The sequence below is a fragment of the Pseudomonas panipatensis genome (assembly GCF_900099785.1).
GTDB classification, from domain to species: Bacteria; Pseudomonadota; Gammaproteobacteria; order Pseudomonadales; family Pseudomonadaceae; genus Pseudomonas; species Pseudomonas panipatensis.
The window spans coordinates 1-13,502 of record NZ_FNDS01000024.1; the positions used below are offsets into that span (position 1 = coordinate 1).

At 62.5% G+C, this 13,502-nt stretch carries 15 protein-coding genes; 4 read left to right on the forward strand and 11 right to left on the reverse strand.

The genetic code is table 11. From position 1 onward, the window contains the following. Positions 1-25: 25 nt before the first annotated feature. Both BLQ74_RS26705 and BLQ74_RS26710 read right to left on the reverse strand, forming a co-directional pair. A complete protein-coding gene (locus tag BLQ74_RS26705) occupies positions 26-1,036 on the reverse strand; it encodes a DNA-methyltransferase (RefSeq protein ID WP_090268523.1) in 1,011 nt (336 codons plus the stop codon). Positions 1,037-1,111: 75 nt separating this feature from the next. After that, a complete protein-coding gene (locus BLQ74_RS26710; protein WP_090268525.1) occupies positions 1,112-1,660 on the reverse strand; it encodes a tyrosine-type recombinase/integrase in 549 nt (182 codons plus the stop codon). A gap of 285 nt (positions 1,661-1,945) precedes the next feature. Between BLQ74_RS26710 and BLQ74_RS27525 the strand changes: the two genes are divergently transcribed. Next, positions 1,946-2,122 (forward strand): hypothetical protein, encoded by a 177-nt coding sequence (locus BLQ74_RS27525; protein ID WP_170842887.1) that lies wholly within the window; start codon positions 1,946-1,948, stop codon positions 2,120-2,122. An 81-nt stretch (positions 2,123-2,203) separates the two neighbouring features. On the opposite strand, the gene BLQ74_RS26715 is transcribed toward BLQ74_RS27525, so the two are convergent. Together BLQ74_RS26715 and BLQ74_RS26720 are read right to left on the reverse strand one after the other, a co-directional pair. Continuing rightward, positions 2,204-3,301, reverse strand: coding sequence for a relaxase/mobilization nuclease domain-containing protein (locus BLQ74_RS26715; protein WP_090268527.1), 1,098 nt, complete (start codon positions 3,299-3,301; stop codon positions 2,204-2,206). Then, complete coding sequence (locus tag BLQ74_RS26720; protein ID WP_090268528.1) at positions 3,298-3,870, reverse strand: plasmid mobilization protein; 573 nt, start codon at positions 3,868-3,870, stop codon at positions 3,298-3,300. Before BLQ74_RS26720 ends, BLQ74_RS26715 begins: the two co-directional genes overlap by 4 nt. A 531-nt stretch (positions 3,871-4,401) precedes the next feature. On the opposite strand from BLQ74_RS26720, the gene BLQ74_RS26725 reads away from it, so the two are divergent. The 3 genes from BLQ74_RS26725 to BLQ74_RS26735 are packed head-to-tail and all read left to right on the forward strand — an operon-like array spanning position 4,402 to position 6,237. Further along, positions 4,402-4,875, forward strand: coding sequence for a hypothetical protein (locus BLQ74_RS26725; protein ID WP_090268530.1), 474 nt, complete (start codon positions 4,402-4,404; stop codon positions 4,873-4,875). Then, positions 4,875-5,156: an EexN family lipoprotein gene (locus tag BLQ74_RS26730; protein WP_170842888.1), complete on the forward strand. Its 282-nt coding sequence runs from the start codon at positions 4,875-4,877 to the stop codon at positions 5,154-5,156. Before BLQ74_RS26725 ends, BLQ74_RS26730 begins: the two co-directional genes overlap by 1 nt. Positions 5,157-5,160: 4 nt before the next feature. Next, complete coding sequence (locus tag BLQ74_RS26735; protein WP_090268531.1) at positions 5,161-6,237, forward strand: TrbL/VirB6 family protein; 1,077 nt, start codon at positions 5,161-5,163, stop codon at positions 6,235-6,237. 633 nt (positions 6,238-6,870) lie between these two features. Here the strand turns inward: BLQ74_RS26735 and BLQ74_RS26740 are convergent. The 7 genes from BLQ74_RS26740 to BLQ74_RS26770 all read right to left on the reverse strand — a co-directional run. Beyond that, complete coding sequence (locus BLQ74_RS26740) at positions 6,871-7,317, reverse strand: hypothetical protein (RefSeq protein WP_090268532.1); 447 nt, start codon at positions 7,315-7,317, stop codon at positions 6,871-6,873. A gap of 120 nt (positions 7,318-7,437) precedes the next feature. Beyond that, positions 7,438-8,370 (reverse strand): DNA-binding protein, encoded by a 933-nt coding sequence (locus BLQ74_RS26745; protein WP_090268534.1) that lies wholly within the window; start codon positions 8,368-8,370, stop codon positions 7,438-7,440. 1,425 nt (positions 8,371-9,795) lie between these two features. Further along, complete coding sequence (locus BLQ74_RS26750; protein ID WP_090268535.1) at positions 9,796-10,869, reverse strand: replication initiator protein A; 1,074 nt, start codon at positions 10,867-10,869, stop codon at positions 9,796-9,798. 114 nt (positions 10,870-10,983) lie between these two features. Then, complete coding sequence (locus BLQ74_RS26755; protein WP_090268537.1) at positions 10,984-11,334, reverse strand: hypothetical protein; 351 nt, start codon at positions 11,332-11,334, stop codon at positions 10,984-10,986. A gap of 63 nt (positions 11,335-11,397) precedes the next feature. Beyond that, complete coding sequence (locus BLQ74_RS26760) at positions 11,398-11,619, reverse strand: plasmid partition protein ParG (protein ID WP_212633177.1); 222 nt, start codon at positions 11,617-11,619, stop codon at positions 11,398-11,400. A gap of 20 nt (positions 11,620-11,639) precedes the next feature. Next, positions 11,640-12,278 carry a ParA family partition ATPase gene (gene parA, locus BLQ74_RS26765; RefSeq protein WP_090268538.1) on the reverse strand — a complete coding sequence of 213 codons (639 nt, stop codon included), beginning with the start codon at positions 12,276-12,278 and terminating at the stop codon, positions 11,640-11,642. A gap of 153 nt (positions 12,279-12,431) precedes the next feature. Further along, a partial coding sequence (locus BLQ74_RS26770; RefSeq protein ID WP_212633178.1) for a hypothetical protein occupies positions 12,432-13,502 on the reverse strand: 1,071 nt, incomplete at its 5' end.

The window sequence follows — 13,502 nt, forward strand, 5'->3', positions numbered from 1 at the left end:
AACTCGCTAAACAGATCGGCCGGCGTCATCGTTCGTTCAAAGGCAAAGTAGACAGGGGAGTAAAAACCTCTCGGCCGAGCGCATAGTAACCGGCGTCTCGGTCCGTACCAATCGAGAGGTAGCCGTTCGCCTCCGCAGCCGCCAAGGTCGAGCTGCTGCCGGCAAAGGGGTCATAGACGATGCCGATTCCGAGCGGCAACGCCGCACGCACTACCTGGCGCATGAATCGCTGCGGCTTCAACGACGGATGAGGGGCTATTTCCTTCTCACGGCCACGAGTGGGCGAGCAGGGAATCACATCCTTGAAAGGCTCATCGGCGGAAATGCGACGAAGGCCACCAGTGCCCCACTTCCGCAGGTTTTCAGCGGCCGTGCCATCCATCGGCTTACGGAAGATGCCCCACGGCTCCCAGCATGAGCGCGCCATCATGGAAACATCCGAGAACTCTTCTTCAGCCCCCTTCGGCCGATCCCCACCGCGAAGCGTTTGAACAAGGCGAATCACCTCGCCACGCTTCTCTAATCCTGCCTGTTGAAAGGCATGGAAGGTCAGTGTCGACAACAGCGGGTTAGAAGCAATCAGGATATGGCCGCCGGGCACCAGGGCGCGCTGCAACCCGTAGGCCAAGGCTCCGAAGAAGTTGTAAAGCCCGGAGATCTCTTCTTGGGTCAGCACGGTAAAGCGGGGGAGGGGCTTACGCTTCGCGCCATCGAAAGATGGCGGAATACGCCAAACCCCACCGCGCCCGCTCTTCAGCTTCTCATGGTGCTTGTCGTCGTACTCGATCACGCCATAAGGGGGATCAGTTACCACCGCATGAATGGAGTTTGCCGGCAGCTCGGCCAGCCACTGGATGGCGTCACCCAGGACATAGGTTGCCTTGTCGGAAAGGTGCGAGCGCGGCTGTGCGCCGATCTCCCGAACCTCTGCCCACTTCTCTATCTGGTGCTCGATAAGCGCATCGCGCCAACTTGGAGCGCGCTCACGGCCTTTGCGCCGTGCCCTTGCGGGCAGCTCCTGATTCAGTTGCGTCATGTTTCCCCTCAGCCTGTTTTTGTATGTCAAAGACCTAGCCGACGAATCGACTAGGCCGCTCCAATTCTTTCCGCCTCAGCGCCATAACCTCTCGAACCTCGCCGGGTTCGTCGCGGTATATCTGACGGTGTGCTGGATGTTTCTATGGCCTAGATAGTCCTGGATCAGCCGGGTATCGGCCCCCTGGTCGGCCAGGGCGTAGCCGCAGGCATGGCGCAGCATGTGCGGATGGGTATCGAGCGGCAGCCCGGCCAGCTCGCCATAACGCCGAATCGCGGCCCATGCTGTGCGACGGTTCAGGGGTTGCCGGCGCTCCGACACGAAAAAGGCATGGGTGTCAGGCGCCATGCGTTCCCGCTGTGCCATCCATGCCTTGATTGCCCGCAGCTCGTCAGCGCGCAGCGGGTGTGTCGTCGACAACCCCTTCTTGAGCCTTGAAACGTGCAGCACGCGGCTATCGGTATCGACCTGGGAGAGCATCAACCCGCACGCCTCCGACACCCGTAGCCCATGCCGAAACATCAGCAGCAACAGGCAACGGTCGCGGGCCTCGTTCCGGCTCCCCTTGGTGGCCGTCATCAGGCGCTCGACCTCGTTCTGTGTCAGGTACTTCCGTTCGCTCATCGTTTTGTCCAATGTTTGAGGCAAAACAACCGGCGCAAACCCGCGCCGTATATGGAAATCATATCACCGCATGGGACAAAAGGATTCATTTTGTCCATAGCCCGCAAGACAATTTCAGCGCGCCGATTGGTGACAGCAGCCGGCCGGCGCCGGCCTCGACCGGTGCCCACTCTGTCACCAAAAAGGCGCAAGTGCCCAGCTCGTTGTTGGCAGCTCAACAGGTCGTGACTGTAGAAAGAAGGGCAGGGCGGCCATGTCGGCGGCCCACCTTTCGGAGTCAAAGCAATGACAAATTGGACCTACGCCAGCGGACGGCTTGAAGCCCGCAATCAGGCCGGCGCGCTGCTGCTGGTCATCCCGGCCGCGCCGATGTGGGCGCCCTTGGCGGACCTCTTCAACGCGAACCAATGCCTTAGCCGTCTGCTGCTGGCCGGCTTCGGGTTTGGTGACAATCCGGCCTGACCTGGTGCGCGGGCCTGTCACCAAGCCCTAGCGCGCCCCGGTGCCGTCGCCCTCCAGTACGCGGCGGCCCGGCTAGACCGGCTATCGGCTGCGGTCCTCTTGGTCATCACGGCCCTTTTGCTGTCGCGCCGCTTCACGCTGCTGCTCTCGGCCGCGCTCGGTGCCGCCCTTGTTGACCGCCGTGCGTGCCGCCTCCAGCTCGATCTGGTGGCGGCTCCTTATCTGCGGCATGGATTGCACGAAACCGACGATGTTCAAAGCTAATTGCTTGTCGGCAGCATCGGGCGACTGCGCCAACGCCCGCGCCAGTTGCCCATAGGCGTGCACGGTCTTCTTTCGCCGCTCGGTGATAGCCCCGGCCGCAGGATTCGCATGGGCGCCCTTCCCGGCCAGTTCCTGGGCAACGGCAGCGGCCCGCCCAGCCTTCGCCCTCGATGGCGCCGACCGCTTGCCCTCCCGGTGCTGTTTGTCGATCCAGCGAACGGCCTGCTTCTCTGCTTTCTGCACCACGCCACGCGCCCGGCGCGGCGTCGCATTGGCCGCTATGCCCAGCTCGCGTAGCTTGTCGGCGAAGTGCTCCCGCCACGCTTGCAAATCCGCCTTACGCGGATTCATTCGCACCCCGGACTTATCGACCGCCTTAACGGCAAGGTGTACGTGCGGGTGCTTCTCGTCCTCGTGCGCGGCAAAGACATACTGATGATTCCCGAATTGCTCGGCCGCGAACTGACGGGCTGCATTCTTGACGGCCGCCCGGTCTGTTCCTGGCGGCATGGACAGGACGATATTGAATGCCTCCCTGCGCCGCTCGCCCTCCTGCGGAATCCCGATCTTGCCTTTTGCCCAGGCGTCGCGGACCTCGCGCACGTCGTCAACGCCACGAAGAACGGCGCCGTTCTCGTCCTCTAGTTCGACCTCACCATTACGGGATATGTAGTCCAAGTGGGCTTTAATCTGGCCCATGTTCTTGCCGCCGCCCGAAATCTTCACCATGACCTCGGGCGCCCGCCCGGTCGTGCGCGTCAGCCTGGACTTGACCCCGGCCGCCGTGGTCGGTTTGCCCGGCTCAGTCGAACGCGCCCGCCCGCCACACACATTCCGCCCCTTCTTGCCCTTGACCGGCGCATAGAAAAGCCGGTCCCCCCACTCCTTCAGAACGCCGTCGACAATCTGGCTCATTCGAGGCTCCAGCGTTCAAGGCTCGCCCGCATAGCTTTGCTGACCACTTCCGTATGTTGCTCGATGACCTTGCGCAGCTTCTCGATGTGCTCAACGGTGACAGTCCCAGGCGACCCCTCATTAAGCCGCTTGGCGATCTGGTTCAGGTTCCGACCGATGGCGAGAAGCTGATAGTTCGACTCGCCCAGGGCGTCCAGCTCGCGCATTCCGAACTGCGGCTGACGGGTGAGGGTGGCCCGCACGGTGTTGATGATCCACTGCTGCGGTGAACACCCTTCCGCCTCGGCGAGTTCGTGAACGGCTGCCTTCTCCGATGGCGTCAAACGAACCTCGATGCGTGCCTTCCCTCCCTCGTCCGGCCTCTCGTCAGCCTGACGCTTCGGCGCCGGCCGGACAGATGCAACAGCCGGCGATTCATCCGCCTTCGACAACTGCGCTTCAACCGCTTCGCGGATCGCGGCGCCGGGCTTCTTGCCCAGGCGGGCGCAATAGGCATTCCATCGGGCCTTTAGGTCTGGTCCCAGGTGGATATTCAGGGCACGCCCTGAAGCGGTCTGATCGGTGCTCATGATGTTCAGCGAGGGGGTTAGGGGGTTTCTCAATGGCGCTGTGCGCACATTGTACCGGCGTTAGCCTATCCTGCAATAGTCCCAACCCCCTCACACTTTTTGGACGTGTCCAAATCCCAGACCAACCGCGAAACGTCCGTGGTGACAGATAGCGCACCTGGTTGCATCGGATTGTCACCACTGCAAAGAGGATGCCAAAGAGGTAAAATTAGGCAATCAAAACATAGTGTTTTGACCTACCAACTAAGCGGGACGCTTAACCCCAAGATCGCCAAACGGCGAGCCGGGTTCCGAGCTGAAAAGAAGGCTCTGACGTGCGGGAAAAGTACCGTGTGACACGCTGAAAGTGGCGTGACAGGGTGGCCGGAAAAGTCGGCCTCTGACGACGAGGAAAGACCGTTGTAATAGCCCTAAGTCGTGCAATGCGGCCGGGTACTGTCCCAACTAATGCGGGACTGGTTGCCGGAATAAGTCGGCGGACAGGTCGGAAAGCACGGCCAGCGTGCCCGCTCCTTCAAAGGAGTGGCGCAAATGGAAGTAACTCAACTCTGGCACCTCGTCGCGGTGCCCTTCGTTCTACTCGGCTTCGTCCCAATTTGGCATTTCTGGCGGGCAATTTCTCTGCTCGGGCTGAAAGCAGAAGTTCAGCGCCGGGATCAGAGCATTCTCTACGCCGATACGCTCACCGTATGGGCAGGGCTGACCACCATATCCACGGCAGTCTATTTCACCTTCGCTAAGCCGGCGCCGTTCCTTGTCACCAGTTTTGTGGTGGCCGCTATGTGCATTGGCTTCGCAAAAATCCAGAGCCGCACCAAACATGAACCGACAGCAGCCGGCGCCCGCGAGGAAGCCTTGCGCACCGTCGCCAAGCTGCAACTGATCGACGCGGCACAACTGGCCTACGCGCTGCGGGTGTCGCAGGAATATGAGCAAGCCCGGCGAGCTGGCCGAGTGTTTGACCTGGACGCAGAAAGCGGCCGAATCATCAAGGAGGTCCGGTAATGAACAAGCAAAACATCCTCATGGCGGCAGCGGTCGCCCTCGTCCTGGTTGGCTGCGGATCGGATGAGCCGGTCCAAAGCGTGGAATGGTGGAAAGCTCACCCCACGGAGCGGGCCGCGATGATGAAGAAGTGCATGGATAACCCCGGCAAGCTGGCAGCAACGCCGAATTGCCTTAACGCCTCCAAGGCTGACACCGGATCGGTTATCAGCGGCAAGGGCTACGGGATTGATAACAGCAAACTGAAAGCGCCGACGTTCAGCGCCAAGCCGAAGGAGTAGGGGAATGGCTACCGATGTCATGGTGTTTCAGTTTATTGGCGAAACGGTGACAAATGCGACAAACGCATTTGTCACGCCAGCGGCCGGCAATCTGATTGCGGCACTCAAGGCAACCGCCGCCCTGGGGGTAACGCTGTACTTTGTCTTGCAGGGTTACGCGATCATCAGCGGAGCGGTGCAAGAGCCGTTTTCCAATCTGCTCAAGCAATGCGCCAAGATCATCATCATTGCGGCCTTTGCGCTCAACGCCGGGAACTATGCGAGCTTCGTTGTTGAGGGATTCGAGGGGCTTGAAAGCGGGCTTGCGGACGCTCTCAGCGCCTCGGGTAGCCCGGCATCCATCTATGCCACGCTCGACGCTTCCTTGGCTAAGGGCTTCGATCTGGTGGGGGTCTGCATGGAAAACGCGGACCGGGCCGGCTTCCACTTCGGTACAGCATTCGGCTGGATCGTTGCGGGCCTCGTGGTCGGCCTCGCGTCCTTGCTGGTAACACTGGCTGGCGGTGCGGTGATTATCACGGCCAAATTCTCCCTGGCGCTGCTGTTTGCTATCGGCCCCTTGTTCATCATGTGCTTGATGTGGCCGGCTACCACGAAGTTTTTTGATAGCTGGTTCGGGCAAGTCCTGAACTACATCCTGACCATTGTTTTCCTAACCGTCATCATGGCGTTTGCGATGGTGGCCTATGACGGAATCCTTGCTGCTGCCAAGTTCGACGGCGGCGGCGACGAAAACCCGCTGTTTGCCTCGTTGCAGATTGCCGGAATTACCGGGGTGCTGTTGTTCATCATCTATCAGATTGGTGGCATGGCATCAGGCTTGGCCGGTGGTATCTCGATGGGGGCCATGACCCTACGTGACATTGCACGGCCGGCGTTTGCTCCTGGGAAAGCCACATCGGATCAATGGCGGCACATCCGATCAGAAGGGGACCGGAAGCGGCAGCTTGCCCACTACAGCAAGGACAAGGATCAAGGCGGCAGCGTTCAAAACAAGAGCGGCGCGGGCGCGGCATACAAGAGCGGCTTACAAAACCTCATGCAGCGCCAGAACCGCCCCGGCATCAGCGGGGGCCGGTGATGCTGCGGCAACTGTTCGCAGTCGTCGCCCTGGTCGCGGCTGGCGTCCTCATGGGCGCCGGTTACATGGCCGTAACCGCGCCAGTCTGCCCGGCCTGCGGATGCCAAGGGGATGCCCCCAAGGCATAGCCGGCCAGCCATTCAAGGATCAACACGCCCCGCCCTGTGCGGGGCTTTTCTTTGGTGACAATGAACCCGCCTTACCCACCGCCCCGGCCTTCGGCCGCCTATGGAAAACCCGCCTCTTGCCATGCGTGGGCTGGCGGGCGGGTTTCCCACAGGTCCGGGCCGTGGATAAGGCTAGACGGTAGGGGATGGGGCACGGCTGCTGCTGCGCGCCCTGCGGGCTTGCCCAAAGGGGCGCTGCCCCTCTGGACTTCCCGCCCTCGCCGGGAGCAGGGATGCAGGGGGTAAAACCTTCCCTGCATCCCTGCCCAAAGGGTGGGGGCTTCCATCAGCATCAAGGGTGCGCTGCGCCGCCGTCCTCACCCGTTCGGTGCTCGCCTTCGGCTGCGCTCCGCGTGCGGCTTCCGGTGGCGCCCTTGACCCTGATTCCAGCCGTGCGGGTGATGTGCATTGATGACAGACTGCCGGCGGATCGCGGCCGGCGCCGGGCCGGCCCTGTCACCATTGCCTAGCGTTCGAGGTCGGCCAGCTCCCGGCCGGCGCGTTCGGTCGTGCGCTCGAAGTGCCGCAAAACGTCCAGCTCGGCCAACGTCGACCGAAGTTGCCGGGCCACGGAATCAGCCAGCCATTCAAGGCGCCGCTGCTGCTCGGCCAGCGCGTCAAACTCGACGGCGCGGGCAAGGGCGGCTTGTGCCTCGGCGATGCGGGCAGGATCGCACCCGACATAGGCCGGCTTCGGCCGTTGGCCGTCCTTCATCGGGAAAATCAGGTACAGATAACGGCCCTCGCGCCAGTGCTCGGCGGCGTAGATCAGGCCGGCGCGTTTCAGCTCGGCCATGCGTGCAGCGATGGCGGCAAGGATCGCGTCCAGCTTGGCAAGCTGGCCGGGCAGCTTGCCGGCTTCCTTCGCCAGCTCGCGGCCCTTGGGGGTTTTCATCGTCGGCTTGGTCTGCATGGTCTGCCTTTCGGTTCGGTGTGGTGACAACAGATCCACCTGGCCAGCTCGCGTTTGTCACCAAGGGCGGGCAATGGTGACAAAACCGCCAGCCAGGCCTGCGGGATCTGTCACCAAGGATTACTCGGCCGGTTTCCGGGGAGTGCGCGCCGGCTTCGCGGGTGCGGCCTCGGCCGATGCCTGGGGCGCCTCGGTGGCCTTCATGGCGGCCAGCAGGGCGGCGTTCTGCTCGGTGAGGGCATCCAGCTTGCCGGCCAGTCGGGCGGCTTCCTCGCGGGCCTTGGCGGCATCCCTTCGGGCTTCCTCGCGGTCGGCCTCGGCCTTCGCCATGCGTTCGGCGGTGCGTTGGGCTTCCTCGGCGGCGGTCTTGCGTTGTTCCTGGTGCGCTTGCTCGGTCGCCTCGGCCTTGGCCTTGGTCGTCGCCAGCTCGCCGGCCAGCGCCTGGGCGTGCTGCTTCTGCTCGGTCGCCTCGGTGCGCAGTCGGTCGGCCTCGATGTGGGCGCGGTCCAGCTCGGCGCGCAGCTCGCCGGCCCGGCGCTCGATCTCCACGGCGCGGGCCTCGGCGGTGTGGGCCTGCTCCTGCACCTGGGCGAGCGTGCCGCGCACGTCGTCCAACTCGGCGCTAACGCCAGTCAAAGCGGCCTCCAGCTCGGCGACGCGGCTTTGCGCGGTCGCCAGCTCGCCGGCCTGCGACTCGAACGCCTGCGAGAGTTCGGCGCGCAAGGCGTCAGCCTCGGCGCGCTCGGCCTCCCATGCCTGTTGTGCAGCCTTCAAAGCCTCGTTTGCAAGCTCTTGGGCCTCGGACCACAAGGCAGCAAGCGCGACCTGCTGCGCTTGCTGCACGCGCTCCGGGATCGCCACGGCGACGGCGGCCGGCGTCGCCGTCTGCATCCGGCGCCATTCCTTCATCACGGCACTGGTGGTGTTCATGTCGGCCTTGGCGATGCGGCGCACGTCGCCCACGGCCGGAAAGGTGGCACGGCCGGCCGCCTCATAGAGTTGATCGGCTGCGGCGATGATCCGGGCGCGGGTGTCGGGGTTGATGCTGTCCATTCTGGTGCCCTCCTGGTCGAGATAACGGGATAACATAACCATAATAATAATATTCTTCTTATTATTATGCAAGCATTATTATTGTCGTCGCGGGAGTTCGTCAGCGCACGGCCGGCGGCCAGCTCGGCGCCGGGCGCCCTGGGGCGAGGGCGGGGGGAGTGGGGCAGGCGGCAAGACAATTTCAGCGCGTCATTGGTGACAGCCAAACCCCGGCGCCGGCCCCTGCAGGGCGCCCGGTTGTAACCAAGGCCAGAAACGCGCCACAAGCGATTAAAAGCGGTTCGGCAATGGTGATGCCCGGCCCATGCAGAGAAAACGCCCCTACGGCCGTCCAGCGCGCCCCGGCGGCTGGATTTTGCCCGGACCTTCCAGCCAGCACCGGCCGCCCCTCCTTCTTGCAGACGCCTTTAGCGGCCGTTGATTTGCCCACTTCTCGCCCTGGGGCGGTTTCCACAGAAACCCGGCTGAGGCGTCGGCCCGCTTGCGGGCTGAGGCCGATTTGTCCGGGTCTTAGCGCCCGAAGGGGGCCGCTTGCGGCCGGTCGGCCCGGCTTGCCGGGGCGAGCCGCTTAGACCGCCCCTTGCACTGGCCGTCGATCCGGGGGGTTTGCTTTTCTTCCTTCCCTTCTCGCTGGTTTGTCCTGGTGCTCGATGTGGCGCAGACGGTCGAGTTGCGGCTGGGGGGCCATCTCGCCCCCTCTGGGGGCCTGTTCAATGGGGAGGGGGGGCCGGCGAAGCCGGGGGAACCCCGAAGGGGTGCCCCTCGCCCGGTTCGGTCGCGGAAAGTGTTTTCCACAGGCACAGGCGCCCGGCCGACGTTAAAGATTTTATAAGTTAAAAATCGCGCGCGCGCGTTACGGCTGTGGATACCGCCCGGAAAGCCGTGCCGTTACTGGCCTCTGAATTTCCCGGCGTGGGTGATATAACGAATGGGGTGTGGGTGATATAACGAGTCCATCCACAGGAAAACGTGGGTGATATAACGAGCCAATTCACAGGCGTGGGTGAAACAACGAACCGCCCGCCGTGGCGACACGGCACGCCCAAAGTGCCCTATTTTGGCGCTTTTCGTGTCACCACGGCGAACCAGTGACAGCAACGGCGCCGGCCGATGGCCTGAGCGTGGGTGATATAACGAGTCCAGCCGCAGGCGCCCGCCGGCAAGCGTGGGTGAAAACACGAGGCGCGGGAGTTCTTCAGCGCACACCAGACACCCGCCGGGCGGGTGCTGATCGGCGCCAGGATGGCGCAAGGGCTAGTGGTGGCCTGGAGGGTGGCCGGCGGCCAGTCCCGTAGGGACCGAGCGGATAGCGAGCCTGGAAGGGCATCCCGGTTTTCGCGCCAGCGAAAAAGCCCCCGGCTGTTCGGGGGTCATGGCGACAAATGCGAGCTGGCCAGGTAGATCTGTTGTCACCAAGCGCGCCGGCTAAGGCTTGCCCTTCCCCTTCAGCTCGGGCGGTACTCGCTTCGGGTTTCGTGTGTAGGAATGCACCGCGTCAGCCTTGTTGCCCTTGGTCAGCCCGGCAATCAGCCGCTGCGGGTTGCGGACGTAGAACGTCACCTTGTCGGCATCGTCCAGCGTCATCCGATACTCGGGCAAGGTGTGCGCCTCGATGATCTCGCGAACCATGCGCCTAAACTCGCGCAAGGTGCCCTTGCTGCCGGCCTTCTCCTGCAAAAGCTCCAAGCCAATGCTCCACAGGGTTTGATGCCCGCAATGCTTGCGCGCCAGCTCGTACAGGCGCCGCTCCAGCGGCCGGCGAAGCCTGAAATAGTCCGGGTGGATGGTCAGCACTTCATGGGCCTGGACGGCGTTGAAAAGCCACTTGGACAAGGTGACTTCGACGGCAATCATGCGCTCGTCGTCGGGCGCCCGCTCGATGATCGTCCAAGAGTCGATGATGCCGAAGCCCTCTTTGACGCGCTGGCCGCCGGTCCGAATGTCCGTCTTGATCGTGGTCCCGCGCAGGCGCTCTAGGGCGTTCTCGAGGCGCTGATACTCGGCGCCGCCTGTGGGCTTGTTGGTCGATACAAGGTAGTCACGCACCGTAAAGCGCACGGTCCGGTTCTTCGCATCATCCCGGCCTCGGTTCAGCCCCTCGGTCATCTGGCTGACGACGTAAATCAAAACGTCCTTGTCGAACTGCGTCGCCCGGCCCTTGATCGACGGATAGACCTCGACGCTGCGGTTTCCGTCCTTGCTCTCCCATGTCCACGTCGACAAGTCGGCCTTGGTCGAAAGCGTGAAGATCGGCGCTTCCATGCTCGCGCCGTCGTCCTTCAGCGCGTAGTCGAACAGATCGGCAAGGAAGAAATCGCGGTCAGTGTGGCGCAGTGGCAGCAAGGCCGGACGCTCGCGCTTGACCGGCGCCGGCAGCTTAGCCGGCGTGGTGTCCTGAGCGGGGGCCGGCGCCCCGCCGGTTGCAAGGTCTAGAACGCCCTGCGCCTCGGCCTGGGGGTTCTGCTGACGGCCCTTTCGGGCCTTGGTATCATTCGCCATGCGGATTCTCCTGGTCTAACTGGGGGATTAAGGGGCGCCACTCCTGCCCGCACGGCCCGACAGTGTTACCGCACTGCCGGGCCATCTCGTTTCTAGGGGGAATATTACCGCCGGTCATACCGGGCCGGTGCTGGCCTGCCAGTTGGCCGCGTTGATGACGATTTCCGGGTGCAGGCCGGCAACGTCCACCAGTGCCGTAAGCGCCTGCTCGATGGTGCGAAACCGCACCCGCGCCCCGTTGTGGGTGATGGGGTGCACCGTGCCATCCTGCCGGGCATGAAGGGCAAAGCCCGTTTCGTCGTCGGGCAGAAGCACGGCCTGAATCCGGGCGCTGCCCGGCATGTCGGCACGGTGGTTGAGCCGATTCCACGTCCAAGCCCGGCCGGGCTTGTCGCGGTCCTCCACCGCCATCACGCCTACTTGCTCCCTGGTCAGTCGGGTTTGCTGCTGCTCTTGCTGTTCCATTGCGCCACTCCTTCAGGTGAAACCGGCGTTACCGCGCCGGGTTGAATAAACTTGAGTAGTTACTTAATCGCTCTTTTCATCAATTGAGCGGACCAATTCCCGCAGAATGTCCGTGATGCTCCGCCCGGTCTTTGCCGCGTAGATTTTCAATCGCATGTGCTCGTCCCGGTCGAGGTCGAAATTCACCCGAACGGTGGCCTGCTTGTCGGCAAGGTCAGACAGGGTAGGGCCAGCCTTCGCGGCGCTCGGCCGGCCGGCTTTCATTCCAAGTTTTCCGCTGCTCATTTTCCCTTTTCCTTAATTACTCAAATGGTGCTATTGAGGAAACGGCGGACTTCCTCAGCCAACGCCCGGATTTCCTCGGCAGCCTCGCTGCTCGGCTCTTGGTCAATGGCGGTCGTGCCGCTTGCCGCACTGCTCGGATAGATAACGCGCTGCGTGATGCGCGTTTCGAGGATCGGCAGGCCGTAACCGGTCAGCGCCTCGGAAACCTCCGCGCCGATCTTGGTGCCCTTGATCGCACGGGACACCACGAATGCCGCTTTCAGCTTGCCGTCAGTTAGTTCGATGCGCTGCTTGACCAAATCCACGAGGTCAGACGTTGCCCAAATATCGTAGGGCGACGGCTGCACCGGGATCAGCACCAAGTCAGCGGCCTTCATCGCCGAAACGGCCAGGTCATGGGCCTGGGGCGCTCCGTCGATCACGACAAAATCTTTCCGGGCCACGCTCTTTAGGTCGCGCTCGATGGTCGGCCGGTCAATGCCCACCACGGGCACGGGTTGATCTTCACGCACGGCGGCCCAATCGCGGGCGCTTCCCTGCGGGTCAGAATCGACTAGCAGCACGTCGGCGCCGTCGAGTTGTAGGGCGCGGGCTAAATGAGTGGCGATGGTGGTCTTACCCGCCCCGCCCTTCTGGTTCAGTACGGCGATGACTCGCATATGCACTCCATGAGCTATTGAGCATTTGAGGGATAAAGGAATTACTCAAACAAAGTATAGCACATTGAGGAGTTGAGTAAATGCACCAATTGAGGAAATACGGACATAAAAAACCCCGCACGCAGCGGGGTTCAAAGTAGTCAGGGGCACGCTCTACGGTGCGGCGCTCGGCTCACTAGCCATCGTCAAGAAGGCTTCGATGCGCTCGGCCAGAGACGAATTTTTCTCCACATGCCGGGCGTAGTAGACCAAGGATGCAACAGCGGTACGCTGCTTGAGCGGGTCCCAAAGCTCGACGATGCGCAGCAGGTCATCCGTGCTGAGAGGCTTCAAGCCAATATCCTCGATCAGCTCTTCCACGCCATCGCAGAAGCCCAAGGCAACCACGAGGCCGAGCGTGCCGCGTCGGCCCGTTTCGTTACCGAAGGCTTCCAGGTCTGGGACGTCGTCACCCTTGATCTCGAACTGCTTCACCTCGGCAGAAATCGCCAATCTGGCGCCTTCCCAACAGTCGATGTCGCCAACACGTTGAAGACGCTTCGAGCCAGTCCGAACCTTGTCGATCTCGATCTGAAGGTGAGGGTTATCAGCCCGCAGGAAACCGAACACGATCCCTTGGAAGGCGGCGCCTGTCGGCTCCCCCTTCTTGGCCGTCATGTCAAAGCTCTCCAGCAGCATCCGAAACAGAGGCGGCTCAACTTTCACCGATGCCGGGTCAAAAGCCTGACTCTTGAGCGCGGCAAGAACATAGTCGGCAACCTTCCGCCGCAGTTCCGCCAGTTCGTCAGCACTGAAGGTTGCGAGAGCATCCAGCCACTGGATGTAATCGGCCCATGCCTGAGTCGCATGGGGCGCGCAACTCGGGTAATCGAACCGCTTGTGCTCTGCACGGAAAAACCGCTCGGCAGCGTTGTAGAAGGGCCGAAGACTCAACGTACCGCCGTCAGCCTTGGCAACAATCAGCGTATTCGCACGCTTTCCACCATTGGTCGTCACTTGTCGCGGGAACCGCGCAATGACGTCCTGGTAGCTACCGAAGCCCGCACCGGGAACACCTATCTCGGTGTAAAGGTCGATGAAGGCCATCAGCAGGCCAGCAGAGAACTTCCGCGCAGGGAAGCCAGCGGTGAACTCGCTAAACAGATCGGCCGGCGTCATCGTTCGTTCAAAGGCAAAGTAGACAGGGGAGTAAAAACCTCTCGGCCGAGCGCATAGTAACCGGCG